The 24,504-nt window shown below is 46.4% G+C and carries 22 protein-coding genes; 5 read left to right on the top strand and 17 right to left on the bottom strand.

What is annotated here, in order from left to right; translation table 11 throughout:
* The first annotated feature begins 244 nt into the window (after positions 1–244).
* From GJU87_RS14465 to GJU87_RS14445, 5 genes are all read left to right on the top strand, one after another.
* Positions 245–1,249: a ketopantoate reductase family protein gene (locus GJU87_RS14465; RefSeq protein ID WP_153640160.1), complete on the top strand. Its 1,005-nt coding sequence runs from the start codon at positions 245–247 to the stop codon at positions 1,247–1,249.
* Positions 1,250–1,390: 141 nt separating this feature from the next.
* Positions 1,391–2,632, top strand: a complete 1,242-nt coding sequence (locus GJU87_RS14460; protein ID WP_153640159.1) for an aminotransferase class I/II-fold pyridoxal phosphate-dependent enzyme — start codon at positions 1,391–1,393, stop codon at positions 2,630–2,632.
* Positions 2,633–2,742: 110 nt separating this feature from the next.
* Positions 2,743–3,090, top strand: coding sequence for a hypothetical protein (locus GJU87_RS14455; RefSeq protein ID WP_153640158.1), 348 nt, complete (start codon positions 2,743–2,745; stop codon positions 3,088–3,090).
* Between the two features lie 99 nt (positions 3,091–3,189).
* A complete protein-coding gene (locus GJU87_RS14450) occupies positions 3,190–3,285 on the top strand; it encodes an LPXTG cell wall anchor domain-containing protein (protein WP_153640157.1) in 96 nt (31 codons plus the stop codon).
* A 242-nt stretch (positions 3,286–3,527) separates the two neighbouring features.
* Entirely contained in the window at positions 3,528–6,734 is a 3,207-nt protein-coding gene (locus GJU87_RS14445; protein WP_153640156.1) for a glycoside hydrolase family 2 TIM barrel-domain containing protein, read from the top strand.
* Positions 6,735–6,968: 234 nt separating this feature from the next.
* Here GJU87_RS14445 and GJU87_RS14440 read toward each other — a convergent pair whose 3' ends face one another.
* The 17 genes from GJU87_RS14440 to GJU87_RS14360 all read right to left on the bottom strand — a co-directional run bounded on the left by GJU87_RS14440 (position 6,969) and on the right by GJU87_RS14360 (position 24,413).
* Positions 6,969–8,600 (bottom strand): amidase, encoded by a 1,632-nt coding sequence (locus tag GJU87_RS14440; protein WP_153640155.1) that lies wholly within the window; start codon positions 8,598–8,600, stop codon positions 6,969–6,971.
* A gap of 118 nt (positions 8,601–8,718) precedes the next feature.
* On the bottom strand, positions 8,719–9,426 hold the full coding sequence (locus GJU87_RS14435; protein ID WP_153640154.1) for a Crp/Fnr family transcriptional regulator: 708 nt from the start codon (positions 9,424–9,426) through the stop codon (positions 8,719–8,721).
* A 609-nt stretch (positions 9,427–10,035) separates the two neighbouring features.
* On the bottom strand, positions 10,036–10,227 hold the full coding sequence (locus GJU87_RS14430) for a cold-shock protein (protein WP_106540221.1): 192 nt from the start codon (positions 10,225–10,227) through the stop codon (positions 10,036–10,038).
* Positions 10,228–10,479: 252 nt separating this feature from the next.
* Positions 10,480–11,988, bottom strand: a complete 1,509-nt coding sequence (gene hydG, locus GJU87_RS14425; RefSeq protein ID WP_153640153.1) for a [FeFe] hydrogenase H-cluster radical SAM maturase HydG — start codon at positions 11,986–11,988, stop codon at positions 10,480–10,482.
* A gap of 190 nt (positions 11,989–12,178) precedes the next feature.
* Complete coding sequence (locus GJU87_RS14420; RefSeq protein WP_153640152.1) at positions 12,179–13,969, bottom strand: NADH-dependent [FeFe] hydrogenase, group A6; 1,791 nt, start codon at positions 13,967–13,969, stop codon at positions 12,179–12,181.
* A 25-nt stretch (positions 13,970–13,994) separates the two neighbouring features.
* Positions 13,995–15,182 carry an NADH-ubiquinone oxidoreductase-F iron-sulfur binding region domain-containing protein gene (locus GJU87_RS14415; RefSeq protein WP_153640151.1) on the bottom strand — a complete coding sequence of 396 codons (1,188 nt, stop codon included), beginning with the start codon at positions 15,180–15,182 and terminating at the stop codon, positions 13,995–13,997.
* 32 nt (positions 15,183–15,214) lie between these two features.
* Entirely contained in the window at positions 15,215–15,679 is a 465-nt protein-coding gene (locus tag GJU87_RS14410; protein ID WP_106540217.1) for an NAD(P)H-dependent oxidoreductase subunit E, read from the bottom strand.
* Between the two features lie 275 nt (positions 15,680–15,954).
* A complete protein-coding gene (gene nuoE, locus GJU87_RS14405) occupies positions 15,955–16,485 on the bottom strand; it encodes an NADH-quinone oxidoreductase subunit NuoE (RefSeq protein WP_153640150.1) in 531 nt (176 codons plus the stop codon).
* A gap of 6 nt (positions 16,486–16,491) precedes the next feature.
* A complete protein-coding gene (locus tag GJU87_RS14400) occupies positions 16,492–18,291 on the bottom strand; it encodes an NADH-dependent [FeFe] hydrogenase, group A6 (protein WP_153640149.1) in 1,800 nt (599 codons plus the stop codon).
* A 27-nt stretch (positions 18,292–18,318) separates the two neighbouring features.
* Positions 18,319–20,112 carry an NADH-quinone oxidoreductase subunit NuoF gene (locus tag GJU87_RS14395; RefSeq protein ID WP_153640148.1) on the bottom strand — a complete coding sequence of 598 codons (1,794 nt, stop codon included), beginning with the start codon at positions 20,110–20,112 and terminating at the stop codon, positions 18,319–18,321.
* A 30-nt stretch (positions 20,113–20,142) separates the two neighbouring features.
* On the bottom strand, positions 20,143–20,532 hold the full coding sequence (locus GJU87_RS14390) for a ferredoxin (protein ID WP_106540213.1): 390 nt from the start codon (positions 20,530–20,532) through the stop codon (positions 20,143–20,145).
* 7 nt (positions 20,533–20,539) lie between these two features.
* On the bottom strand, positions 20,540–21,091 hold the full coding sequence (locus GJU87_RS14385) for an ATP-binding protein (RefSeq protein ID WP_153640147.1): 552 nt from the start codon (positions 21,089–21,091) through the stop codon (positions 20,540–20,542).
* 2 nt (positions 21,092–21,093) lie between these two features.
* Positions 21,094–21,819 (bottom strand): PHP domain-containing protein, encoded by a 726-nt coding sequence (locus GJU87_RS14380; RefSeq protein ID WP_153640146.1) that lies wholly within the window; start codon positions 21,817–21,819, stop codon positions 21,094–21,096.
* 3 nt (positions 21,820–21,822) lie between these two features.
* Positions 21,823–22,158, bottom strand: coding sequence for a DRTGG domain-containing protein (locus GJU87_RS14375; protein WP_153640145.1), 336 nt, complete (start codon positions 22,156–22,158; stop codon positions 21,823–21,825).
* An 82-nt stretch (positions 22,159–22,240) separates the two neighbouring features.
* Entirely contained in the window at positions 22,241–23,653 is a 1,413-nt protein-coding gene (locus tag GJU87_RS14370) for a [Fe-Fe] hydrogenase large subunit C-terminal domain-containing protein (RefSeq protein WP_153640144.1), read from the bottom strand.
* Positions 23,650–24,069, bottom strand: coding sequence for an ATP-binding protein (locus GJU87_RS14365; RefSeq protein ID WP_153640143.1), 420 nt, complete (start codon positions 24,067–24,069; stop codon positions 23,650–23,652). Before GJU87_RS14365 ends, GJU87_RS14370 begins: the two co-directional genes overlap by 4 nt.
* Positions 24,069–24,413 carry a DRTGG domain-containing protein gene (locus GJU87_RS14360; protein WP_153640142.1) on the bottom strand — a complete coding sequence of 115 codons (345 nt, stop codon included), beginning with the start codon at positions 24,411–24,413 and terminating at the stop codon, positions 24,069–24,071. The genes GJU87_RS14365 and GJU87_RS14360 overlap by 1 nt, the downstream gene beginning before the upstream one ends.
* Positions 24,414–24,504: the final 91 nt, after the last annotated feature.

Genomic DNA, 24,504 nt, shown 5'->3' with positions numbered 1-24,504 from the left:
TAATATCTAATGCTATGTCAACAAAACTAATCAGTGGAAGTAAAGCTACAATATATCTTAGGAAATATTTTCATATTAATCACTTATTAAAAGAACAATTGCAATCTCCGGTCAAATGGTGACAGCCTTAGTAACGCCTGTTAAAATTTTCAAAAAGGAAATCTCACACCTTATGCAACCGTGTTTTCGAGTTGATTTTAACTAATTTGCAGAAAGCAAACTCCTCGTTAAAATTGAAACGAACATGAAAATAGCGATATATGGAGCCGGTTCGTTGGGAACCGTCATAGGGGCTTATTTGACAAAGGCCGGTCTGAATGTGGATTTGATCAATCGGAACCGGGCGCATGTGGAAGGTATGAAGACCAACGGCGCTCACATCACCGGTACAATCGACATGACGGTTCCGGTAAAAGCTTTGCTACCGGAAGAAATGTCGGGAAAATACGACGTCATCTTCCTGCTGACCAAACAGCAGGAGAACAAAAAAGTTGTGCAACAAATCGCCCGCTATCTCAGCGACGATGGCATTATTTGTACTGCGCAGAATGGTTTCCCCGAACTATCCGTGGCCGAGGTAATTGGTAAAGGAAAGACCTTTGGTTGTACCATTGCCTGGGGTGCCACTTTACTGGGAAATGGAGTGAGCGAATTAACTTCTATCCCCGATAGTCTCACGTTTAGTATTGGCGCTTTGTCCCATCAAAACGAGAAGAAATTGCATCAAATAAAAGAGATACTGGAAGTGATGGGGACGGTGGATATCGAACGCAATTTTGTTGGAGCACGATGGTCGAAGTTGGCAATAAACAGTGCATTTAGTGGTGTGTCGACTGTTCTGGGCTGCACGATTGGAGAGGCTGCCGGAAACAAAGCGTCGAGGAAATGTATACAGGCAGTTATGAAGGAATGCTTTGCCGTGGCGGATGCGGCAGGCATTCAAATGGAGCCTATCCAGGGGCGAGATTTGAGAAAGTTGCTGGATTATACCAACCGGCTGAAACAACTGTTTTCTTTCATGATTATTCCTATCGCGATGAGAAAACATGCCAGGCTGAAGGCCAGTATGCTTCAGGACCTTGAAAAAGGTAAGCCGACAGAGGTTGATGCCATTAACGGAGTGGTCTCTCAATATGGGAGAGAGTACCATGTCGCCACCCCCTACAATGATAAGGTGGTGGAAATCATTCATGGTATCGAAGCCGGAAATTACAATCTTTCGTTTGACAATGTTCGTTTGTTTGAATAGGAAAGACAGGCAAAGAGGTTTATCTTATTCGATTTTTGTAGTCCTTACCGGAGAAAATTGCTCCCAAAATCCAACAAAAACTCCCTTCAACCGTTAGGTGAATAGTTTGGAAAAGCAATTGATAAACGAATAAACAGACCTATGAAGGGATTAAATACGCGGTTGATTCATGGCGACGAAAAGGATTCGTACCATAGTGATGTAAGAAGTTTGAAAACGCCTGTTTTTCAAACGGCAGCTTATGATTTTGAAGATTCAGCATCGGTGGAACAGGCTTTCCGGGGCGCGAGTGATTCCTTCGTTTATTCGCGAATTTCAAATCCAACGGTACGGGAGCTGGAAGTTCGGCTGAAGTCGCTGGCCAATGCCCAAAGCAGCCTGAGCGTGAGCTCGGGCATGGCAGCCATCTCGTCAACCATTCTTTCCATCTGCGACACTGGCGACAACATTGTGGCGAGCAAATACCTGTTTGGCAATACCTATTCTTTTTTTGCAAAGACACTCAAGTCATTGGGCATTTACGTCAAATTTGTCGACCCGGAGAATCCTGATGAAGTGGAACTAAGCATCGACGCGCAAACGCGTGCCATTTTCCTGGAAGTCATCACCAATCCGCAACTGATTGTTTTCGATTTTGAGCGGATTTCCGAAATCGCCAAAGAGAAGAAGGTGTTGCTCATTGTGGATAACAGTTTGTTATCGCCCTACCTCTTTCAAAGTCATCAATACGGCATCGACATTGAGGTGTTGTCGACCACCAAGTTCATTTCCGGTGGCGCTACATCGATAGGTGGTGCAGTTTTTACTTACCTGTCGGATAAGTGGCAATACATCCCGAAGCTGCAGGAAAATTCCCAGTTGTATGGGAACGCAGCTTTCGAGAAGAAACTGCGGAAAGAGCTATTCAGTAACCTGGGATGTTGTTTATCGCCGCAAAATGCCTGGCTGCAGATGCTGGGGCTGGAAACACTGACATTGCGCGTCGATAGGATTTGTGAAAATGCCCACAACCTGGCTTCATGGCTTTCGGAGCAGGAGAAGGTTAAACGCGTGGAATATTCGTCGCTGAAGACTTCACCCTATCATCAATTGTCGGAGAGATATTTCAACTCGAAGGTGGGTTGCCTGATCGCCATTGAGCTGAAAAGTAAAAAGCAGTGCTTCGATTTCATGGATGCCCTTAAGGTAATTCGGCGAGGCACCAACTTCTGCGACAACAAATCGATGATAATCCATCCTTCCTCCACCATTTACTGTGATTTGTCAGACGAGACAAAAGAGTCATTTAAAATCCCGGATACCCTGATTCGACTTGGCGTTGGCCTGGAAGATATTGAAGACTTGAAAGCGGATATCCGGCAGGCGTTGGAAAGATTGGCGTAATTTGACTAATTTGCATCTACCATGAAGATTGGTACAACGGTTTCAGGGAGGAAGATATCTTGATGGTATAGGTATCCCCCTGAAGTATCCCGAATGTTAAACTAACCACCATGAGAACAATTGTCTTCATTCTCTTTATTTTGAGCGTTTTCACCACTTCTGCATTTTCTCAGGAGAAGCTATTGTTGAACCTCGAGACCACCGGCATTGACGTATCTACTTACACCGATTTTGGAAAGTACTATCAGGAGAGTCGACAACAACCGGTTACGGTCCTGACACTGCCAGAGCTGAATCAGTCGTCGAAAGAAAACATCAGAGGAAGCAGAAGTAATCTAAATCCACTGGATATCCTTGAGAATAACTGCTCGTATGACGTACTTGCCTTGTGTGAAACCTGCGCTAACAGATGCGATGCCTGTGGCGAAGCCGGATACGACTATTCTTTATACGCTTAAAGGAAAGAAAATGAAATAGTTTGGTGAGGTGTTTCGCTAGATTGCTATTCTGAACAATCCCTTTATAAAGCTGTTGGCAAACAAAAAAGAAGTTGTTTCATGGATTCAGAAATGATTGCTGCACTGGCCATTCTGGTGGGAGGATTCCTGATATTTCTCGATAGAAGAAGAAAGAAGCGTCAATCAGACGACTAGTTAGTCGGTTAATTTTTGTTACTGCCTCATTTACGAATATGGCCTATCTTCTTAAGGCCGTTGAAAGTGTCAGACATTACATTAGAATATTATGTTACGCTTTTTTATTCTTGTTAAGAGAGGGACAGTTGTATCCTTTTTATCGTTAATTCAAGTTAAAAAACAACTGGTAGGTACTGGTTGGATATTTGCGTCAAACTTCTTATTTTACTCCCTTGAATTTGATCTGTTAATCCAAACTTATGATGAGAAAAAAGTCATTGATTGCATTTGTGTTAGCGATTTTGTCGTTGACAGCTTTCGGGCAAAAGTATCCGAAAGACTGGGAAAATCCACGGATGATTGAGCGGAACAAACTGGAAGCGCACGCCACGCTTTACCCATTCCAGGATATTCAAACAGCCCTGACGATGGATCGGGAGAAAAGTCCCTGGTACCAATCGCTGAACGGAACCTGGAAGTTTGATTTTGTTCCCAAATCGGAAGATGCCACTACCGACTTTGCTCAAAAAGGATTTGACGTTTCGGGCTGGGACAACATTTCGGTGCCATCGAACTGGGAGATGAAGGGATATGGTACCCCGATTTATACCAACGTCACCTATCCGTTCCCGGCAAAGCCACCTTACATTTTACGCGACGATCCGGTAGGCTCTTACATTCGCGACTTTAACCTTCCGGATAACTGGAAAAACCGGGAAGTCATTCTGCATTTTGGCGGCGTTTCGTCGGCCATGTATGTGTGGGTGAACGGACAGAAAGTTGGGTATAGCCAGGGAAGCAGGCTCCCGGCTGAATTCGATATTACAGATTATCTCCTACCCGGAAAAAACCGGCTGGCTGTTCAGGTGTATCGCTGGAGTGACGGAAGCTACCTGGAAGATCAGGACCACTGGCGGATGAGCGGTATTCACCGGGAAGTATACCTCGTAGCGCAACCGAAAGTGGACATTTACGATTTGGCTGTTCGCACCGATTTGGATGCGGTGTACAAAGATGCGGAACTGCAAATCCGTCCGCGTGTCAAGGTGACGGAAGATACGAATACGAAGGGCTGGACGTTCAATGCTCACTTATACGACGAGCTGGGAAAAGAGGTGAAAACGGATACCATGAGTATGCCAGTCAATCACATTATCCACGAGAGGCTGCCGCAGCGCGATAACGTACCATTTGCATTGTTGAAAGCACATATTTCCAATCCTGTGAAATGGTCGGCCGAAAATCCGTATCTCTACACATTGGTGGTTACCGTAAAGGATGCCGGTGGAAATGTGGTGGATGCAACTAGTACCCATGTTGGTTTCCGGAAAATAGAGTGGAACCACGGCGTATTCAAAGTTAATGGACGCCCGGTGAAGCTGTATGGCGTGAACCGCCACGATCACAGCGAGGTGAATGGAAAAGCGGTTACCCGGAAAGAGATGCTGGACGATGTTCTTCTAATGAAACGTTTTAACCTGAATGCCGTTCGTACATCGCACTATCCAAACGATCCGTATTTCTACGATATGTGTGACAAGTACGGCATTTATGTGCTCGATGAAACTGACCTGGAAACACACGGTTTGACTGGTTATTTTACGAATAATACGGACTGGACGTATGCATTTGTCGATCGTGCAGTCAGGATGGTCGAGCGCGACAAGAATCACCCGGCTATCATCGGTTGGTCCCTCGGAAACGAGTCGGGAGTGGGACCGAACCATGCTGCTATGGCCGGCTGGATTCGTAGCTACGACCCGACCCGGTTAATTCACTACGAAGGGGCACAGGGCGATCCGACAAGTCCGGATTATATCCCGATTACCAGCAAAGAATATTGGAAAAAGCCCTATGATGCCAATCCAACAGATCGGCAGTGGGTAGATGTCATCAGTCGGATGTATCCGTCGCCGACTTTGCTGGAAGGACTGGCGAAGAGTCCGTGGATTCACCGCCCGATTGTCATGTGTGAATATGCGCACTCTATGGGTAACTCCACCGGTGATTTGAAAAAATACTGGGATGTCATTCGCGCTCATCCCAACCTGATGGGTGGCTTCATTTGGGATTGGATTGATCAGGGTATCCTGGAAAAAGATAAAAACGGAAAACCGTATTGGGCGTATGGCGGCGATTTCGGCGACAAGCCCAACGATGGCAATTTCTGTATCAACGGAATTGTCGCACCCGACCGCACGGCGAAACCGGCTTTGTGGGAATGCAAGCACGTATTCCAGCCCATCAGTGTTAGTCCTGTTGATTTGAATAATTTCGATTTCACGGTAGTGAACCGGCAGAATTTTACCGGACTGGAACCTTATGCGCTCAAGTGGTCGTTGCTGCAAAATGGTGTTGAGGTACAGCATGGTACGATTCCAACGCCGGCATGTGCTCCGGGTGAGAATGCTCGCTTCCACGTTCCGGTTGATCAAGCTAAGCTGAAAAGGGACGCAGAGTATGTGCTCAATATTGGTTGGGACTTGGCTGAGAAAACTTTATGGGCTGATACTGGATTCGAGATCGCCTGGAACGAGTTTATCCTTCCGGGACATGAAGTGAAACCGGCTGCTGTAGCTTCCGGCAAGGTAACGGCCACCGAAAGTGATAACGATGTCACCTTATCGGGAAAACATTTCACGGTAGTGATTAATAAGGAGAAAGGCGAAGTGTCGTCGTGCAAGGTGAATGGCAAAGAGCAGTTTGTCAGTCCTTTGAGACCCAACTTCTGGCGAGTACCAACAGATAATGATCTGGCGGGTGGCAACCACATCTTCCGCGATATGAAGGTTTGGAAAGACGCAGTTGCCAATATGACTTTCCAATCAGCTAAAATCGACGATAATCAATCGGGCGTTGTTTGTACTTACACATTACCTGTTGACGCATCGACACTGAAAGTGCATTATTCTGCCGAAAGCGATGGAACATTGCAGGTATCAGCCGAGATTATCAAAGGAGATAATGCTCCGGATTTGCCACGCTTCGGTTTTACGATGGAAGTTCCGGCGACATTGACTGAAACGGCTTATTACGGAAAAGGTCCGTGGGAGAATTACTGGGACAGGAAATCGGGCGCCAAGCTGGCATTGTATCAAACGCCGACTAGCGATTTGCAGTACAAATACGTTCGTCCTCAGGAGAACGGTAACCGGAGCGATGCTCGCTGGTTTGCCCTTGCCGGGAAAAACGGTGGTTTGATGGTTCAAGGCGAGCCGAAAGTTGATTTTAGTGTATGGCCTTACACTGCTGCCGACCTGGAGCAGGCCAAACACATTGATGAGGTACCAGTCCGTGATTTCTACACGGTACATATCGACTACAAACAACTAGGCGTTGGCGGTGACGATACCTGGAGCGCACAGGCAATCGCTCATAAACCTTATCGCCTGTCGGCGAAAAGCTACCAGTATAGCTTTACCATTCGTCCGGTAAAATCGATTGCTCAGGCTGAGAAGCTCTATTAGTAAATCAAGTTTAATAAAAACAGAAAACTCCCGAGCCGTTATGGTCGGGAGTTTTTTTTATGGATAATCGGCAAGCGTGCGCTGGCCCGGATGATTCTGCCATTTTTCAGTAGATCCGTTACCGATGATTTGGTGTCGTTGAAATTTTCAACAGGTTCCCGCCGCGCCGATTGGCGTCGTTGAAATTTTCAATAAGCTCTCTCCACAAAGCGGAAAACTATCGCATTTCGATATTCATCCCCGAAACCCCATCTGGTTTAACAACGACGGAATAAACTTTGGAGCCTGCCTTAATTTAGTAGCCTGCTCGAAAGAATAAGCCAGTTTGATCAGTTCCGGTTCTGACCACGCAGTTCCGATAAAGGATAAACCGATGGGCAGTTCGTGTACAAATCCGGCCGGAACAGTAATGCTCGGATACCCCGAAACGGCAGCCAGATCTGAGCTTCCACCACCAAAATGGTCACCATTCACCCGGTCGATGGTCCATGACGGGCCATTCGTCGGAGCAATCAGCGCATTCAGGTTATGCTCTTTGATGTTGCTGTCGATATATTTTGCCGGAAGCGTTTTGGTCAGTTTGAGCGCGTTCATGTATTCTTCTTCCGAAGGAGTTTTCTCTTCCGCCGTGATAAAGATACTCTGGTCAAACCACTGCAGCTCTTTTCTGCTATTTTGCTTATTGAATTCAATCAGCTCTTTCAGATTTTTCCTCGGAGCTTCCGGATGTTCAGCCAGGTATTTGTTCAGGTCGTTTTTGAACTCATACACCAGAACCGTCCATTCGGCTTTCGACCACTGGTCGTGATCTTTCATCGGCTCCAGTTCAACCAGCTCTGCTCCTTGTTGCTTCATGGCGTCCATGGCCTGTTTCATGAGTGCATCCACATCGTCGCTAAAACCGCAGTAATCTTTTACGATGCCGATTCTGGCACCGTTTAAGCCATTCTTATCGAGAAACTGGGTGTAATCGGTTCCTTTCCATTTGGAAGCATTCATCGTGGCTCTGTCGTTAGCATCGTCACCAACCAACGGTCCCAGCAGAGTCGCGGCGTCGGTAACAGTGCGGGCCATCGGGCCGGCCGTGTCCTGACTGTGCGAGATTGGAATGATACCATGACGTGACCAGAGGCCGACAGTGGGCTTGATACCCACCACGCCGTTTATCCCGGAAGGACAAACAATGGAACCATCGGTTTCGGTTCCAATGGCGATGGCACTAAAGTTAGCCGAAACCCCTGCACCGGAACCGGAACTGGAACCACAGGGAGAACGATCAGTCACGTAAGGGTTACAAGTTTGTCCGCCGCGTCCACTCCATCCACTTGATGAGTGATTTGAACGGAAGTTGGCCCATTCACTGAGGTTGGTTTTTCCCAACAATACGGCACCGGCTTCACGAAGCTTCGAAACAATGAACGCGTCGTTTTGGGTACGATTGCCTTCCAAGGCCAGCGAACCGGCCGTTGTTTGCATTTTGTCACCGGTATCAATGTTGTCTTTAATCAGAATAGGGATACCATGTAACGGGCCTCTCAGTTTTCCAGCTTTCCGTTCTTCATCCATTTTCCGGGCAATGGCAACAGCATCCGGATTCAATTCAATAACGGTGCGAAGTGTCGGGCCACTTTGGTCGACTTCTTTGATTCGTTTCAGATATTTGTTCGTCAATTGTTCGGCTGTGAGCTCTCCGCTTTTCATCTTTTGCCGGAGTTGCGCTACCGTTACTTCATTCAGGTCAAACTGAGTGTAATCGGAGGTCGATGATGCAGCCTGGTTGTTTTTTTCATCGCAGGCAGCCAATGGAGAAAGTGTGAACGCTGCCCCGCCAATGGCGGCTGTTTTGAAAAAGCTTCTTCTTTTCATTTGTGCAAATTAGTGTGGTTGAGACTTATACGAAATGTCACTCAGGTCTGTCATATTGAAATTCCTGCATAAGATACATTAAACTAGAATGATTACAAAGACGCGGGGATGGAGGCGACTATCCTAATCGGCTGATTTGTTCCAGTTTTTCCGGCTCGTTTATAATAATCTCTCTTCGGCGAAGACTGATGATGCCGTCACGGACAAAACTGTTCAATTGTTTGGAAACGCTCTCTCTACTGGTACCGATGAGGTAGGAAATTTCATTTCGGTTTAGTGGCAGGCGGAAGCGATTGGAGCGGAATATGGCTTTTGAGAAATAGAGCAAAGTGTCGGCCAATTTTCCGTAGATTTTTTTCTGTCCCTGACTGATGAAGCGATGGTAATTGGTTAGGCTGTCCCGGCTCACCGTCGAGAGTATTTCGAAAGCAAATTTTCCGTTGTCGAGGATAAATTGTTTGAAAATAGCTACGTCTATAAAGCAAACGGCCACATCCGTTAAAGCTGCATAAGAATAATGATTCACACGGTCGCCAAATAGAGATGGTAATCCAAGATAAGCATGATTTTGTATAATCTGGACAATGCATTCCGGTTGATCGCCGCTTTTTATGTATTCTTTCACCAAGCCAGATTGCAGGTAAATGATATGCGAGGTAAGTGAGCCTTCCGAAAGGATTTCTTCGCCTTTTCGGAAAATGCCTTCACTACAATTTTCTCCCAAAAGCTGTAGTTCATTGTGCTCCAGGGTCATGGCGGCACATGATTTTTCACAACAAAGTGTACAGTTGCGCAGCATCCGGGTAGAAAAGGCAGGCTTTCTCATAAGCTGTGAAATATTTCACAAAGTTACGGGAGAACTCTCACAAAGTCAATGCTGTATCATTAAACGTAAGGTCATAAATTTATAATAAGAACAAAGTTTATGAACAAATTGCTAACCATATTATTTGGATTGGGGACTTTGGCCTTCGTTTATTATGTAGCAATGGTCCTGATTGGATGTATTTCGTCAATGTGTGGAGCAGGGTATGATTATTTCTGTGGCACATATTGCAGGCTTGCGTTATTGGTGGGAATTATAGCTGCATCGATGTTCGTTTTTCAGGTTTTCAGAACCTTACATCATAAAGAGGCGAAGTGAAGGTTCAGATTGAAACGGGTCCGGCTTGCCCGTTAAGTAAACGGGTAGGTCAGACTTATGACCAATTCAATAAAAACTGATATAGTTGTGATTGTAAGATAAATCCCAGACTATTCCACTCTCAGGAGGAGGTTGAAAGCATAAATTCAAAATAGGTTTGTAGTTTTGCCGTAACAGCAAAGTTAGTCTGAAACAGAGCAGCCCCTTTTGGTGAAAGAGGAGCTGTTTTTTTACAAAAGAAAGCCCCGCTTTTTGAGCAGGGGCATTGAAGTTGTTCTGAAATGAAATAAACTATAGTAGTTTAACATTTACTGCATTCAAACCTTTTTTACCTTCTTTCAGTTCGAAAGTAACTTCATCGTTTTCTTGTATTTCGTCGATCAATCCGGTTACATGGACAAAATACTCATTGTCTGATTCTGCGTCTTTAATAAAACCAAAGCCTTTGGTTCTGTTAAAGAACTTAACTGTTCCTTTGTTCATAATTTTTAGTTGATAATGTACTTGTAACAAATTTACATTAATCAATGATAAAATCTTGACTTTATGTTGAGTAAAGTAAAATTTTGTCTGCGATATGAGCTTTGAAACCAGTGTCTTGAGATTGTAAGGATAACAAAAAGCAGATGGCAAAATAAGCTGAACAGTCCGTGTTTTACCCTTTACATGAAAAAAGAAAACCGCCGAAACATAGTCCGGCGGCTTGTATGAGGTTGAAATGTTAATTCCAAAATGTCAGAGATACAAATCTCTTTTTCCCAACAGAATATCTTTGTATTCTGCCCTGAACTTCTCCATCAGGTGTGGGCGACTGCTAAAATAGGGTTCTGCTTCAATTTCAGCAATCTCTTTTAAAATCAGTTCTTCACCTATGGCTTTGGTTTTCGGCGAAGCATAATCATTCAGGTATTCCCGGAAGGTTAATACCGCATTCAATTTGCAGAACTTTCCTTCCACGCAGTGACTGAGCATCCCCATAATGGTTTCACCGGTTCTTCCACAACGGTAACCTGCCGTGCAGAACGAAGAAATATATCCCATTTCCGCTACCTCGCATATCACATCGTCCAGGTCGCGTGGGTCACCAATGGTGAATTGCTTCTTATCCAAATCCTCTTCTGTTTTCTGGTCGGAATAAGCACCGATTCCAATGCGGGTGGAAGCATCGGTCTGGGTACAGCCCAGGTTGATAACCTCTTTCTTCAGTTCGGGTTGTTCGCGGGCGGTAACGATTAAACCGGCAGTCGGAACCGATAACCTCAAAACAGCTACCAGTTTCTTGAAATCTTCATCCGAAACCTGATGTGGCAGGTTATTGCTCAACGAAGAACCAGATGCCGGTGTAATTCTCGGGAACGAAATGGTATGCGGTCCTACACCGAAACGGTTTTCCAAATCGATGGTGTGGTAAAGCAATCCCATTACTTCAAAACGCCAGTCGTAGAGACCAAATAATGCGCCAATAGCCACATCATCGAGGCCTGCATCCATCGCCCGGTGAAGCGCATAAAGTCGCCAGCGGTAATCGCCTTTCAGCGTATTCGCCGGATGTACTTTGCTGTATGTTTCGTGGTGATACGTTTCCTGGAAAACCTGGTAAGTACCGATTCCCGCGTCCTTCAATCTTTTCAGCTTGGCTGAGCTCATCGGAGCGGCATTGATATTTACCCGGCGGATATTGGCTTCCCGGCCCGAAACCGGGGCATCGCGGTAAACGGAATAAACCGTATTAATGGTATCGACCATGTAGTCGACATCCGAACGCGGATGTTCACCGAAGACCAGGATTAATCGTTTGTGACCTTCGTCGATGACTGATTCCGTTTCTTTGCGTATTTCGTCCTGGGTAAGAATGCGCCTTTTTTCATCGCAGTTTTCTTCACGGAAACCACAATATTCGCAATTGTTAACACAAAGGTTGGAACAATAGAGCGGTGCAAAAAATACGATGCGATTATCGTAAACTTTTTTCTTTACCAGGAGCGCTGCTTCATTGATTTCGTCCCATAACTCGGGCGATTCAACATTGAGGAGGGCGGCAGTTTCCTCCGGGGCAAGTGTTTTTATCGAGAGTGATTTCTGCAAAATCTGCCGAATGTATTCCGGATCAGGATTTTTGCCATTCGCGATTTGTGTATGAATTTTTTCCTCATCAATAAAATCTTTCCCGTCAATCAGGTACTTATCAATTTCGTCCCTGACAATAACTTCTTTCTTCCACTCTGCCGCTGTCTGATACTGCATGATTGGTTGGTTTTATAAGACAAAGGTATATATTTCCCCGGTGAGAACAGCATGACCGGAATCACGAAAAGCGGTCTCATTATAAGATTTTTGACAGGTTTTCGACTCATCCGGAAATAGTTGTTTACAAAAGTAAAAACCCCGGTCGGACGACAACCAGGGGTTTAGATGTTAAATCAATGACACGAGATTAGAAGCGCTCCCGCGGTGTGTAAGTTGTATGAAGCAGATGATGAGATACTTCACCAAGTGGTTCGCCAAGGAAATCCTTATAGATTTTTTGTACTTCCGGATTTTCGTGCGATTTCCTGATCGGTTTGCCTGAGTCTTCTGCATAAATGGCTTTGGCGCGTTTTTCCCTGATCTCAGAGTTGGTTGGTATGGGCTGGCCACCGCCGCCGAGGCAACCGCCCGGACAGGCCATCACTTCCAGGAAGTGGAAATTGGCTTTCCCTGCTTTTACAGCATCCATCACCGTTTTTGCATTGATGAGACCATGAGCAATAGCACAACGCAGTTCAACACCATCGAGGAATTTCCATTCTTTCAACGGTTTCTCAATTTTAAGGCTTGCTTCCCTGACTCCTTCCATTCCTCTTACGGGAGTGACGTTCAGGTTCTCAAATGGCACGGGGCGTCCGGTAACCAGTTCGTATGCAGTACGAATGGCTGCTTCCATAACACCACCGGTTACACCGAAGATGGCACCGGCACCAGTTGATTCTCCCATTAAGCGGTCGAACTCCATGTCGTCCAACTGCATGAAATCGATGCCAGCCTGTTTAATCATGATGGAAAGTTCACGGGTAGTGAGAACGTAGTCCACATCGCGGTAGCCGCTGTCGTGCATTTCCGAACGGGCAGCTTCGAATTTCTTGGCTGTACACGGCATGATGGAAACTGAAACGATTTTGTCAGGATCGAGATTGCGTGCTTTGGCATAATAGGTTTTTGCCAATGCTCCGAACATCTGTTGAGGCGACTTACAGGTTGAGAGGTTGGGCAAATACTCGGGATACATGTGCTCGATGTACTTGATCCATCCCGGAGAACACGAAGTAGCCATCGGAAGTTTCACTTCCTTATCATTATCCACAAGCGCTTTCTTCAGTCGGGTAAGCAGCTCGGTACCTTCTTCCATGATGGTTAGGTCGGCGGTAAAATCGGTATCCAGTACCGAGTCAAAGCCCAAACGTTTGAGGGCCGCGACCATTTTGCCAGTAACACGACTACCCGGTTCGAATCCCAGGTCTTCACCCAATCCGACACGAACAGCCGGGGCAGTTTGAACAACCACATGCTTTTTAGGATCAGAAATGGCATCCCAAACTTCTTCCACGTAGTTCTTTTCAACCAAGGCACCGGTAGGACAACGGTTCACACATTGTCCGCAGTTGGTACAAACCACATCGTTCATTGGTTTTTCGAAGAACGTAGAGATTTTCATATGATCGCCTTTGTAAGCAACGGTCAATGCATTTACGCCCTGAAGTTCGGCACAGGTCCGCACGCAGCGCTGACAGCGGATACACTTACTATCATCTTTGATGATACTGGGCGAGATCATGTCGATGGTGTAGTTCTTCCACGGCAGGAGTTCGATGAAATCCTGCGTCATGATCTTGTATTCTGATGCCAGTGATTGCAGCTCGCATTTGCCATTTTTGTAACACTTGGTACAATCGGCGTTGTGTTCCGAAAGCAGGAGCTCGATGATGTGTTTCCTGGAATTCCTTACTTTCAGACTATTGGTCAGAATATCCATCCCATCTTCACAAGGGGTGGCACAGGCTGCTGACAGACGTTTCTGACCGGCCACTTCTACCACGCAAACACGGCAGTTACCTGCCACACATAAGTCTTTATGGTAGCACAAGGTAGGAATAGTGACATTCGCTTTCCGTGCAGCCTCCAAAATGGTGGTTCCGGGTTTTACTGTTACCGGGAAACCATTGATATTTATTTGAACTTTTTGAGTCATGATGTACAGTTTGATTGGTTCACGATTAGTAGATCATCTCTTCCCGGAAGTTCTCGACAATAGATGCAAACGAGTTAGCGACTGACTGCCCTAAGCCACATTTGGCTGTCAACTGCATGGTTTCAGTCAGCTTCAGCAATTTGTCGAGGTATTGTGCCGGACGCTCTCCGCGTTTCACCGCCTTAATTCCGATAAGGAGTTGCTGACAACCTACACGGCATGGCGTGCACTGTCCGCACGATTCTTCGCGGAAAAATTCAAGGTAATTATCCAGCACATTAAACATGGATCGCGAACTATTGTAGATCATCATCGATCCTCCGGTCGGGAGGGAAATTCCCGTCAGTTTTCCCTGGTAACCGATAGCGGTTTCCTGGAATTTTTTTCGGGGTACCAAAAATCCGGAAGCTCCACCGACCTGAACGGCTTTGGTATCGCCATCACCGAATTCATTGACGAAATCCTGAAGGCTCATCCCTAACTCCAGCTCGTAGATGCCTGGTTTGGGAGTATCACCCGAAACAGAGAAGAGTTTAGTTCCGCGAGAGAACTGAACGCCCAAATCGTAGAACTTCTTGGCGCCGTATTTAAAGATGGTAAAGGTGTGAGCCAGCGTCTCAACATTGTTGATAACGGTCGGCTTGTCCATATACCCTTTGATGGTCGGATAGGGAGGCTTATTTCGTGGTTCGCCGCGGTGTCCTTCGAGTGATTCGAACAAGGCGGTTTCTTCGCCACAAATGTAGGCTCCGCTTCCCATGAACACCTCAATCGAGAAATCGAGTTTGATTTTCTTGCAATAGTATTCAAATTCGGAAATGGTTTTTTCCAGTGCTTCTTTGAGTGAATGATATTCACCGCGAAGGTATATGATGCCTTTTTTACTACCGATGATGTGCGCGCAAACAGCCATTGCCGTGAGTACTTTGTAGGGAACCCTGGAGAGAATTTCCCGGTCTTTAAAAGTTCCCGGTTCCCCTTCATCGGCGTTACAGATGACATATTTTTCAGCTGATTTGGCTTCAGCTGTAATTTTCCACTTTAAGCCGGTTGGGAAGCCCGCACCGCCACGTCCTTTTAGCTCTGAGCTAATTAGCTCATTGATAATATCCTGAGGTGTGCGCTTAATGGTTTTGGTGAGAATTTCTTCCCAGTCATTTTCATTCCGGAAAATGAAATCGGCTCGTTTCAACAGATGATATGATTCAGCCATTTGGATTGATTTTTTGGTTTGGTTTGAAAAAGTTACTTCTTCATGTAATCCGACAGAATCTCACGGACTTTTTCCGGAGTCAGGTCGGTATACACTTCCTCGTTGATCAGCATGGCCGGGGCTTTGTGACAAAGTCCAAGGCAGTTGGTTTCAACCAGGGAGAATCGGCCGTCAGGTGTGGTTTCGCCTGTCGATATTTTGAGCATATCCTGAATGGCCAGAAGCACCTGGTTTTTCCCTTTCATCGAGCAGGAAATGGTTTTGCAAATCCTGATGATGAAACGGCCCATTTTCCGGTGTTCGAGGAAAGAATAAAAAGTGGCTGTTCCATAGACTTCCGCTGCCGGCAGGTCAAGTTCCCGCGCGATCTCAATCATGGAATGTTCCGAAAGGTAACGTTCCTGTTCTACAACTCCTTGAAGTACAGGTAGCAGACTTTCGCGCTTGCGGCCGTGTTTCACCGCCAGCTCTTTAATTAAGGATTGGATTGGATCCATAGTTTGATGATTTATAGTGAAGAAAAAATGATGTCTGCGTTATGGGCTCTCTCTCCTGAATCATCTACGTTCTTTTCGAATTTATATAGAATTCGGATGAAATACTATATGTGTAAAAGTCATATTTTAAAATATGGTATGAAATAAGAGTTAAAACAATATGTAGTATCCTTAAAATAGTGAAAAGTTAAAGAAATATATAGCAAAAATCATAAAAAAAAACGGGTCTATTTAGACCCGTTCTGTCTGATATACAGACCTTAATATATGTGTATTTACTCTTTTGTCGGATGTGTCAGGCAACCGGCTTTATATTCCGAAATGATTTTCCGTACATCTGCCTGAGCTACACGTCCGTACACCTTTTCACCAACCATTAGTACCGGAGCAAGTCCACAGGCACCAACGCAGCGCAAACTGGAGAGAGAAAACAGCCCGTCCGGAGTGGTCTCTCCCTCGTCAATGCTAAGCTGCCGTTTGATTTCGTTCAGGATATTTTCAGCACCCCTTACGTAACAAGCGGTACCCATACAAAGCGAAATCGGGTATTTGCCTTTCGGTTTCATGGTAAAGAACGAGTAGAACGTTACAACACCATACACCTTGGCCACTGAAATGTCCAGCTCTTTGGCGATCAGCTCCTGGATTTCTGCAGGCAGGTAACCAAACTGGCTTTGCACGGCGTGAAGGATGTTGATGAGTTCGCCTTCCTGGTAATTGAACCGGCGACATATCTTTTTGACCAGTGCAATGGCATTCTCCGACAATTGCACTTTATGGGTTTTCAAATCTCTGGTTATTTCCATGACAAATTAATTTTTATCGTCAGTTTCAGATACATTACCGTCCTGTTCAAATACGGTGGAACGGTCGAAATATTTGGTGTGCAACAGATGATGTGCTTTTTCACTCATCGGTTCACCGAGATATTCTTCGTACAACTGGTAGATGAACGGATTTTCATGGGATTTGCGAATCGGTTTATTCCGGTCTTCCTGATAAATGGCCTGCTGGCGTTTTTTCAGGATATCGGATTTTCCATGATGGAATGGTTGTCCTCCACCACCGATACAACCACCGGGACACGACATGATTTCGATAGCATGGAACTGACTTCTTCCGGCAGCGATTTCTTCGAGTAGTTTACGGGCATTCCCCAAACCATGCGCAATACCGATATGCAAAGGCAATCCACCAAAATCGATGGTGGCATGACGTAGACCTTCCATACCGCGCAATTCCTCAAATTCTACTTTCGGAAGGGGTTTTTTGGTATAAAGCTCATATGCCGTACGAACAGCTGCTTCGATTACACCACCGGTTGTTCCGAAAATGACGGAAGCTCCGGTTGACATACCCATTGGCTGATCGAATTCTTCATCCGGAAGCGTGTGGAAGTCGATGTTGGCCAGCTTAATCAAATGTGAAAGTTCGCGGGTTGTGAGTACAAAATCCACATCTGAATTTCCGTCGACGGCGAATTCATCGCGGCCACGCTCATACTTTTTAGCCACGCACGGCATGATGGAAACCACTACCAGCTTCTTCCGGTCGACATTCAGTTTCTCAGCAAAGTAATTCTTTGCAACGGCACCGAACATCTGTTGAGGAGACTTGGCCGACGACGGTACGTCGAGTAGTGACGGGAAGTTGTGCTCGATAAATTTCACCCATGCCGGACAACAAGAAGTCAGGATAGGAAGCTTCACAGTCGAATCGCCGTTGAGGTGACGAGTCAGCCGATCGAGCAATTCAGTTCCTTCCTCCATGATGGTGAGGTCGGCGGCAAAATCGGTATCGAATACATAGTCGAAGCCCAAACGACGCAGCGCTGCGGCCATTTTTCCGGTTACAAGCGTACCGGCTTCTAGTCCGAATTCTTCTCCCAGCGCAGCACGAACAGCGGGTGCAGTTTGAACTACGACGGTTTTATCGGGATTGGACAAAGCCCGGATAACAGCTCCGGTTTGGTCACGCTCGGTCAGTGCTCCTACAGGACAAACAGCAACACACTGTCCGCAATAGGTACAAGCTGAATCCTGCAAGTCCTGTTCAAAAGCCGGTGAAACAACAGAGTTGAAACCGCGGTTGACTGCTGAAAGAACGCCAACGGTTTGCACTTCGTTACACATGGTTTCGCAGCGGCGGCACATGATGCATTTGTCCATGTCGCGGATGATGGCCGGCGATTGGTCTTCGCGGTGAACCGATTTCTCTCCCGAGAAGTGCAGTTCGCGGATACCCATTTTGATGGCGAGGCTCTGCAAATCGCAGTTACCCGATTTGGCACAAGTCAGACATTCGGCGGGGTGATCACTCAGGATCAGTTCGACAATGGTCCGGCGGGTATTCATCACGCGAATGGAGGACGATTTGACAATCATTCCATCGGTTGCCTCGGTTACACACGAAGGTGCGAGGTTTTTTCTGCCCTGTATTTCGACGAGACATACACGACAGCCACCGGGTTTATTTTCAATTTCCAGGTTGTCCAGTTTCATGTGGCAGAGCGTGGGAATTTCGACGCCCACTCTGGCTGCTGCCTCTAAAACAGTTGTTCCTTTAGGAACTTCAACGGTTTTATTATCGATGGTTAATGTTACCATTTTCATTTTTTAGATGATTTACGGATTGGTCAATCAGGCCACTGAGATGGCTTCGAATTTACATTTCTCCATACAGGCACCGCACTTGATGCATTTCTCCGGATCGATTTCATGCGCTTGCTTGCGCTCACCTTCAATTGCAGCAACCGGACAAATGCGCGAGCAGAGTGTACAGCCGGTACATTTGTTTGGATCGATGACATATTGCATCATTGCCTTACATTGACCGGCAGGGCATCGTTTGTCTTCCACGTGGGCCAGATATTCGTCCCAAAAGTTGTCCATGGTTGACAAAATCGGGTTGGGGGAGGTTTGTCCCAGTCCGCAAAGTGACGCGTCTTTTACCACGTTGCTGAGGAGTTTCAACCGGTTCAGATCTTCCTTCGTTCCATTTCCCTTGGATATTTTGTCCAGAATTTCCCACAACCGTTTGTTTCCGATTCGGCACGGATTACATTTTCCGCACGATTCGTCAAGCGTAAATTCGAGGTAGAATTTGGCGATGGAAACCATACAATCATCTTCGTCCATCACAATCATACCACCGGAACCCATCATAGAGCCTGCTTCAGTCAGACTTTCGTAGTCGATAGGCGTATCGAGGAAGTTTTTGGTCAGGCAGCCGCCCGAAGGACCCCCGGTTTGTACTGCCTTGAACTCTTTCCCACCTTTGATACCACCACCAATGTCGTAAATCACTTCACGAAGGGTTGTTCCCATCGGGACCTCAATCAACCCAACATTGTTGATTTTTCCTGCTAAGGCAAAAACCTTGGTTCCTTTGGATTTTTCGGTACCGATGCCGCTAAACCATTTGGAACCTTTGTTGATAATGGGAGGGATATTGGCGTATGTTTCTACGTTGTTCACATTGGTCGGTTTGCCGAGATATCCTTTTTCAGCCGGAAACGGTGGTTTGAAAGTCGGTTCGCCTCGTTTTCCTTCCATGGAGTGAATGAGAGCCGTTTCCTCCCCACACACGAAAGCGCCTGCCCCGTAGCGAAGTTCAATCTCGAAGTTGAAACCGGTATTCAGGATATTCTCACCAAGAAGGCCGTAATTGCGTGCCTGTTCCAGGGCAATCTTTAGGCGTTTTATGGCCAGCGGATATTCTGCACGAATGTACACCAAGCCTTTGTCGGCACCTATGCAATAACCACAAATGGCCATTGCTTCGATAACCGAGTGCGGATCGCCTTCGAGGATAGAGCGGTCCATGAAAGCTCCCGGGTCACCTTCGTCGGCGTTACAAACCACGTATTTCTGGTCTGCTTCACTTTTGCGGGTCAATTCCCATTTCGTCCCGGTAGGGAAACCTGCACCACCGCGTCCGCGCAAGCCAGCTTTTTTGATCTCCTTGATTACCTGTTCCGGAGTCATTTCGCCAAGGCATTTAGCCATGGCGGCGTAGCCTTCGCGGGCAACGTACTCGTCGATGTTTTCCGGGTTGATGAAGCCGCAGTTCCGAAGGGCGATTCGAACCTGTTTTTTATAGAAATCCATGTGCTTGGAATCGGATACCTTTTTCCCGGTTTCGGGAGCGGTGTAAAGCAGATGCTCTACTTTCCGTCCTTTGATGATGTGCTCCTCGATAATTTCCCGGGCATCGGCAGCCTGTACCTGAACATAGAAAGTATTGTCGGGAAGTATTTTCACCACCGGGCCTTTTTCACAAAATCCGAAACAACCGGTGGAAACGACCTGGATTTCTTTTTCGAGGCCTTTATCCGCGAGAAGCGAGACCAACTCATCGTAAAGGGTGGCACCTTCGGATGAGCGGCAGCCTGTTCCGCCACATACCAGGATGTTCATTCTGTAATCTGTCATAACAAGGTTTTTGGAAAAGCGATTAAACGTTTAAATTGACTGATGATTGACTGGAATAATACCGTCGATTAATTCCTGATTCACGACATACTTGTCGATAATTTCCCGGGCACGTTCTTCTTTCACTTCGCCAAACACAATGGGTTCTTTCCCCGGAAGGGTAACTTCCACAGTGGGTTCGGCATAGCAATAGCCCATACATCCGGTTTGCGTAACGACAGCATCTACTCCACGTTGATCGAGTTGCTCAATCAGCACACGCATGGTTTCGCGGGCTCCCGAAGCGATTCCGCAGGTCGCCATGGCCACCTTGATGCGCACCAGGTCATCTGATTTGTCGCTGTTTTCGCGAAGTTTCATCCGGGTTTGCACCTCTTCACGTAACTTACGCAGCTCTTCTAACGATTTGATTTTGCTCATAATTGATCTATTGGTTATGATCCTGAATCGTTCTCAGGTTTTCTCTAATATGATTGATTAAGAATTCTCTTACTTCACTATTGGTTATCGGAACGTCTTCCAGTATCTGTTTTACTTCGTCTGTATCGATGTTGAAATCTCCACGGTCGGTGAGATAATTGAATTTGAATCGAATGCTTGGATAGGAGGCAAACAGTTGGACCAGTGTCTCAGCGATGTTGCCCATCGGTTGCCGATCGATATGGTTGTTAACTAAAACAGCTTCCACGCGGCAACCATTTCCAACCGATGAGCTAAGCACCAGCTTCCCGCCGGTTTGTTCCGCATTCTGTTTGAGTAGCGGAAGTCCAAGCCCGACTTTTCTGGTTGTGCGCGATGTGTAGAATGGATCAAGTGCTTTTTCCATTTCCTGCGATGTCATTCCTTTCCCGTTGTCACAGATAAGAATCCGGAATTCGTTTTTCTGTGCAAAATCCTCAATAGTAATTTCGATTCGCGTCGATTCGGCGCGGATGGAATTCTGGACGATATCGAGAATATGTAACGAAAGCTCTTTCATCGCTACTGGTTTAACTTGCTTCGCAAATAAGCCCTGACGGCCTCAAATGAATTCTCTTCCAACTCAAATGTTGTAGTTGCCCTTCCAATGTCTTTCGGGTAATGTGCATCCGATGAGCGGAGGAAATATTTTCCGCACAATTCGGGATGCTGTCCGCAAATTTCTGTTTCCGGCATCCGGTAGGAGAGTTCCAGTGCATCATATTCCAGGTTTTCGGGAATGAATCCCAAACGGTCGAGAATGCCGCTGTAAGGTCGATCGATGTGCGCCGGGATGAAAATTCCATTCAGCTTGTGCACCAGCGTTTCAATCTCTTTGATGCCAGCACGAAGAGCAGAAATCAGCAAACGATCTTCCGTGTAAACGATTTGTTCGTCTTTATCGACTACCACCTGGTCGCCAAAAATGACCACATCATTTTCCTCTTCCGGTAAACGGGCATCGAGGAATTCCTGAAAAATCCGGGTTGCCTCTTCATCGCCGAAAAGGCAAAGACAATGCACTTCTTCGCGGGTATTGACTTCCGCTCCGGTTAACACTGTTATTCCCGTTTCCTGCCCCAACTTTTTTATCAATCCGGCTTGCCGCGTCGAGTTGTGGTCGGCTACCGCGATGATGTCAATCTTCCGTTCTTTTGCTTCACGAATAATCCGGGCCGGACTCATGTCCAGACTTCCGCAAGGCGAAAGAAGAGAATGAATATGTAGATCAGCCCGGTATGATTTCATGGCTCAGGAATTTAACAGTTGGTAAAGTTTTCCGGCAGTTTCGAAAGTGCCAAGTTTGGTTCCCAGTACCGGAATATTTTCTTCGTTGGCTTTCTCCAGCATATCCTCTTCCGGTTTGTTTCCGTTAACCAGAATAACGACGGACAAATCCTTCAACGATGCAATGGCCATCACATTCAGGTGCGTTTGCAACGTGATCCATGCCATTCCTTCGGTTGCATTTCCCATCACATCGCTCAGTAAGTCGGATACATAGCCTCCGGTTACGTCACTGTTTAACCCTTTTTCGCCGCCAAAGACTTTTAGTTCGAGGGCTTGTTGTACATCTTTTACTGTCATTCTATCCAGGTTATTTTTGGTTTGATTCTTTCTCTCTGCAGCTTCTTGCCGCATCAGCTCATATCTTACTCTGCAATAAAAACTAGTACAAGTCGGCATCTTCTCCTTCATTCATTAATCCAAATCCGTTATCATTCTTTGCACCTCGTTTCGAGCAATCCACATCGAAACGGTTTTCTCCCCATCTCTTTTCCAGATTACGGAAAGCTTTTTCAGCCGATATTTTTCCTTCCTTCTGCCACAGCTGCTGTATATAAATGCAATCGGTCATCCGGGCTTCGTGCCGTACCATATCTTCAGCCAGAGCCAAACAGGACGGAGCACCACAAGCACCGCAATCAATTCCCGGTAGGTGACACATGATGGAACGGGCTTTCTCCATTTTCGCGAAAGCTTTCTCCATGTCGGTGTCCAGGTGAACCATCGGGCGTGGCTGAACCGAAGCGATACGCAGTTTCTCTGCTAGTTCTTCCATGCCTGCGGATGATTTGGCTTCCGGAAATTTCTCGGCCCGTTTGTGCTGGCGATCGGCTGTCAGGAAGCGGTTACTGGTCATCATGATACCGCCGGCGCAGCCTTCTTCGCAGGCCCGCAGCTCCAGAAAGTCGATATCCTGAAGATCTCCGTCTTCCAATCGTTCCAAAATCCGGATAACATTGTGCATTCCGTCAACGGAGAGTGACTTGCCATCGAACGCTGCTTTTTCTCCTTCCGGAAGACTCCAGAGGATTCCTTCGCGGGAAATTTCATTGCGGCAATCGCAGGAATGAAAGTTTCCGGTGACTCCGGTTGCTTTTGCCATTACCTGGTTGTAAATCTCGCTCATGTTGATAATGCCATCAACAATCGATTTTTTCTCGCCGACGGGACTTTTCACTGCTGCAATTTTGGCGGCACACGGCGTGATATAGAAAATGCCGGCATCCGATGGATCGATTCCTTCTTCGGCTAACCGTTGTCTGACATACCAGGCCGCCAGATCATGCGGCGCGTTCCGCAAAACCAAATGTTCAGTCAGTGCCGGATATTTTACCTGGATCAGGCGAACGGTTGCCGGACAGAATGAGGAAATAATGGGACTTTCGCTGTCGTATTCATTCTGTGCAAAGTCTTTAATGGAATCGATGAGTACCGAGATGGGCTGTTCCACTTCGCACGTGTGGGTGAAACCAATTTGCTTCAGTACACTATATATTTGTTCTTCTGAAATATTTTCAGGGAACTGACTCACGAAAACGGCCGGAAAAAGTGCGACCCGGTATTTGTAATCGAATATGCGTGAAAGATCGTCTTGCTCCACATAAAAAGCTTGGTAAGGACACGCCCGGTGGCACTCGCCGCAATCGACACACCGGCCCGGAATGATGGTGGCCTTCCCGTTCCGAATCCGGATGGCTTCGGTAGGACACACCTGCAGGCAATGCGTGCACGCCCGGCATTTATCCGCGTCGATTTTGATAGCGTGGTGTAGTTCCAATTGGTTCGATTGATTCATGGTTTGGCAAAATAATTAGTAATGTGTACCGTGGTTCCTTCACCGACCTTGCTCTCTATATTCAGTTCATCTGCATTTTTCTTAATGTTGGGTAATCCCATTCCGGCACCAAATCCCATGGCGCGCACTTCTTCTGATGCTGTCGAAAAACCTTCCTGCATTGCCTGGGAGATATCTCCAATTCCCGGTCCTTTGTCCCGCAGTTCGATTTCCACCTTATCGTGATGTAAATCGACACTGATGATGCCCTGTTGCGCATGAGCGACGATATTTACTTCCGCTTCATACAGGGCGACAACAATGCGCCGGATAATCATCGGAGGAACTCCCAGTTTCTTCAGTACCTTTTTCACCTCGCTGGATGCAACGCCTGCTTTGGCAAAATTGCCTCCTTCTACCTGAAAATTCAGTTTCATCAGTACACCGGTTTTAAACCTGCATTAAATAATAAACCTGAGGTCCGAAAGAGTGAATACCCGGTTGTAATGAGTACGATATCGTTCTCCCTGGCCAGTTTTATCATCTCCATGGTGATTTTCTTATTCCTGACAAACAGAATAAATTCAATATCGGCCATCTCGGCTGTTCGTATGGTTTGAGGATTGGCGAGGCCGGTCATCAACAGCAAGTTCTCGATGTTTATGGTCAGAACATCACTCATCAGGTCAGAACTGAAGCCATATTTGACGGTTCTTCTGAGTTTTTCCTCTCCACAGATGACTCTGCCGTTAACTATCTCAACTATACGGGCAAGCTCCATAGTCGGTTATTAAGGTTTGGTTTTCCTGATGGTAAAAATAGGAAAGAGGAAATGGCTAATACATGACTTTCATAAACTTTTACACGCTGAT

Origin of the sequence: Prolixibacter sp. NT017 (assembly GCF_009617875.1) — a bacterium.
Classification (GTDB): Bacteria; Bacteroidota; Bacteroidia; order Bacteroidales; family Prolixibacteraceae; genus Prolixibacter.
Note: the sequence above shows the minus strand (reverse complement) of the source record. Positions and strands in the feature narration are given on the sequence as shown.

Bases quoted from the DNA above. Each gene is read 5' to 3' on its own strand.
- GJU87_RS14395 (WP_153640148.1), bottom strand. From the start codon at position 20,112: ATGACAGATTACAGAATGAACATCCTGGTATGTGGCGGAACAGGCTGC.
- GJU87_RS14375 (WP_153640145.1), bottom strand. From the start codon at position 22,158: ATGACAGTAAAAGATGTACAACAAGCCCTCGAACTAAAAGTCTTTGGC.
- GJU87_RS14400 (WP_153640149.1), bottom strand. From the start codon at position 18,291: ATGAAAATGGTAACATTAACCATCGATAATAAAACCGTTGAAGTTCCT.
- GJU87_RS14430 (WP_106540221.1), bottom strand. From the start codon at position 10,227: ATGAACAAAGGAACAGTTAAGTTCTTTAACAGAACCAAAGGCTTTGGT.
- GJU87_RS14415 (WP_153640151.1), bottom strand. From the start codon at position 15,182: ATGGCTGAATCATATCATCTGTTGAAACGAGCCGATTTCATTTTCCGG.
- GJU87_RS14360 (WP_153640142.1), bottom strand. From the start codon at position 24,413: ATGGAGCTTGCCCGTATAGTTGAGATAGTTAACGGCAGAGTCATCTGT.
- GJU87_RS14385 (WP_153640147.1), bottom strand. From the start codon at position 21,091: ATGAAAGAGCTTTCGTTACATATTCTCGATATCGTCCAGAATTCCATC.
- GJU87_RS14380 (WP_153640146.1), bottom strand. From the start codon at position 21,819: ATGAAATCATACCGGGCTGATCTACATATTCATTCTCTTCTTTCGCCT.
- GJU87_RS14435 (WP_153640154.1), bottom strand. From the start codon at position 9,426: ATGAGAAAGCCTGCCTTTTCTACCCGGATGCTGCGCAACTGTACACTT.
- GJU87_RS14445 (WP_153640156.1), top strand. From the start codon at position 3,528: ATGATGAGAAAAAAGTCATTGATTGCATTTGTGTTAGCGATTTTGTCG.
- GJU87_RS14450 (WP_153640157.1), top strand. From the start codon at position 3,190: ATGGATTCAGAAATGATTGCTGCACTGGCCATTCTGGTGGGAGGATTC.
- GJU87_RS14460 (WP_153640159.1), top strand. From the start codon at position 1,391: ATGAAGGGATTAAATACGCGGTTGATTCATGGCGACGAAAAGGATTCG.
- GJU87_RS14440 (WP_153640155.1), bottom strand. From the start codon at position 8,600: ATGAAAAGAAGAAGCTTTTTCAAAACAGCCGCCATTGGCGGGGCAGCG.
- GJU87_RS14365 (WP_153640143.1), bottom strand. From the start codon at position 24,069: ATGAAACTGAATTTTCAGGTAGAAGGAGGCAATTTTGCCAAAGCAGGC.
- GJU87_RS14455 (WP_153640158.1), top strand. From the start codon at position 2,743: ATGAGAACAATTGTCTTCATTCTCTTTATTTTGAGCGTTTTCACCACT.
- nuoE (WP_153640150.1), bottom strand. From the start codon at position 16,485: ATGGAAATAACCAGAGATTTGAAAACCCATAAAGTGCAATTGTCGGAG.
- GJU87_RS14465 (WP_153640160.1), top strand. From the start codon at position 245: ATGAAAATAGCGATATATGGAGCCGGTTCGTTGGGAACCGTCATAGGG.
- GJU87_RS14420 (WP_153640152.1), bottom strand. From the start codon at position 13,969: ATGACTCAAAAAGTTCAAATAAATATCAATGGTTTCCCGGTAACAGTA.
- GJU87_RS14390 (WP_106540213.1), bottom strand. From the start codon at position 20,532: ATGAGCAAAATCAAATCGTTAGAAGAGCTGCGTAAGTTACGTGAAGAG.
- GJU87_RS14370 (WP_153640144.1), bottom strand. From the start codon at position 23,653: ATGAATCAATCGAACCAATTGGAACTACACCACGCTATCAAAATCGAC.
- GJU87_RS14410 (WP_106540217.1), bottom strand. From the start codon at position 15,679: ATGGATCCAATCCAATCCTTAATTAAAGAGCTGGCGGTGAAACACGGC.
- hydG (WP_153640153.1), bottom strand. From the start codon at position 11,988: ATGCAGTATCAGACAGCGGCAGAGTGGAAGAAAGAAGTTATTGTCAGG.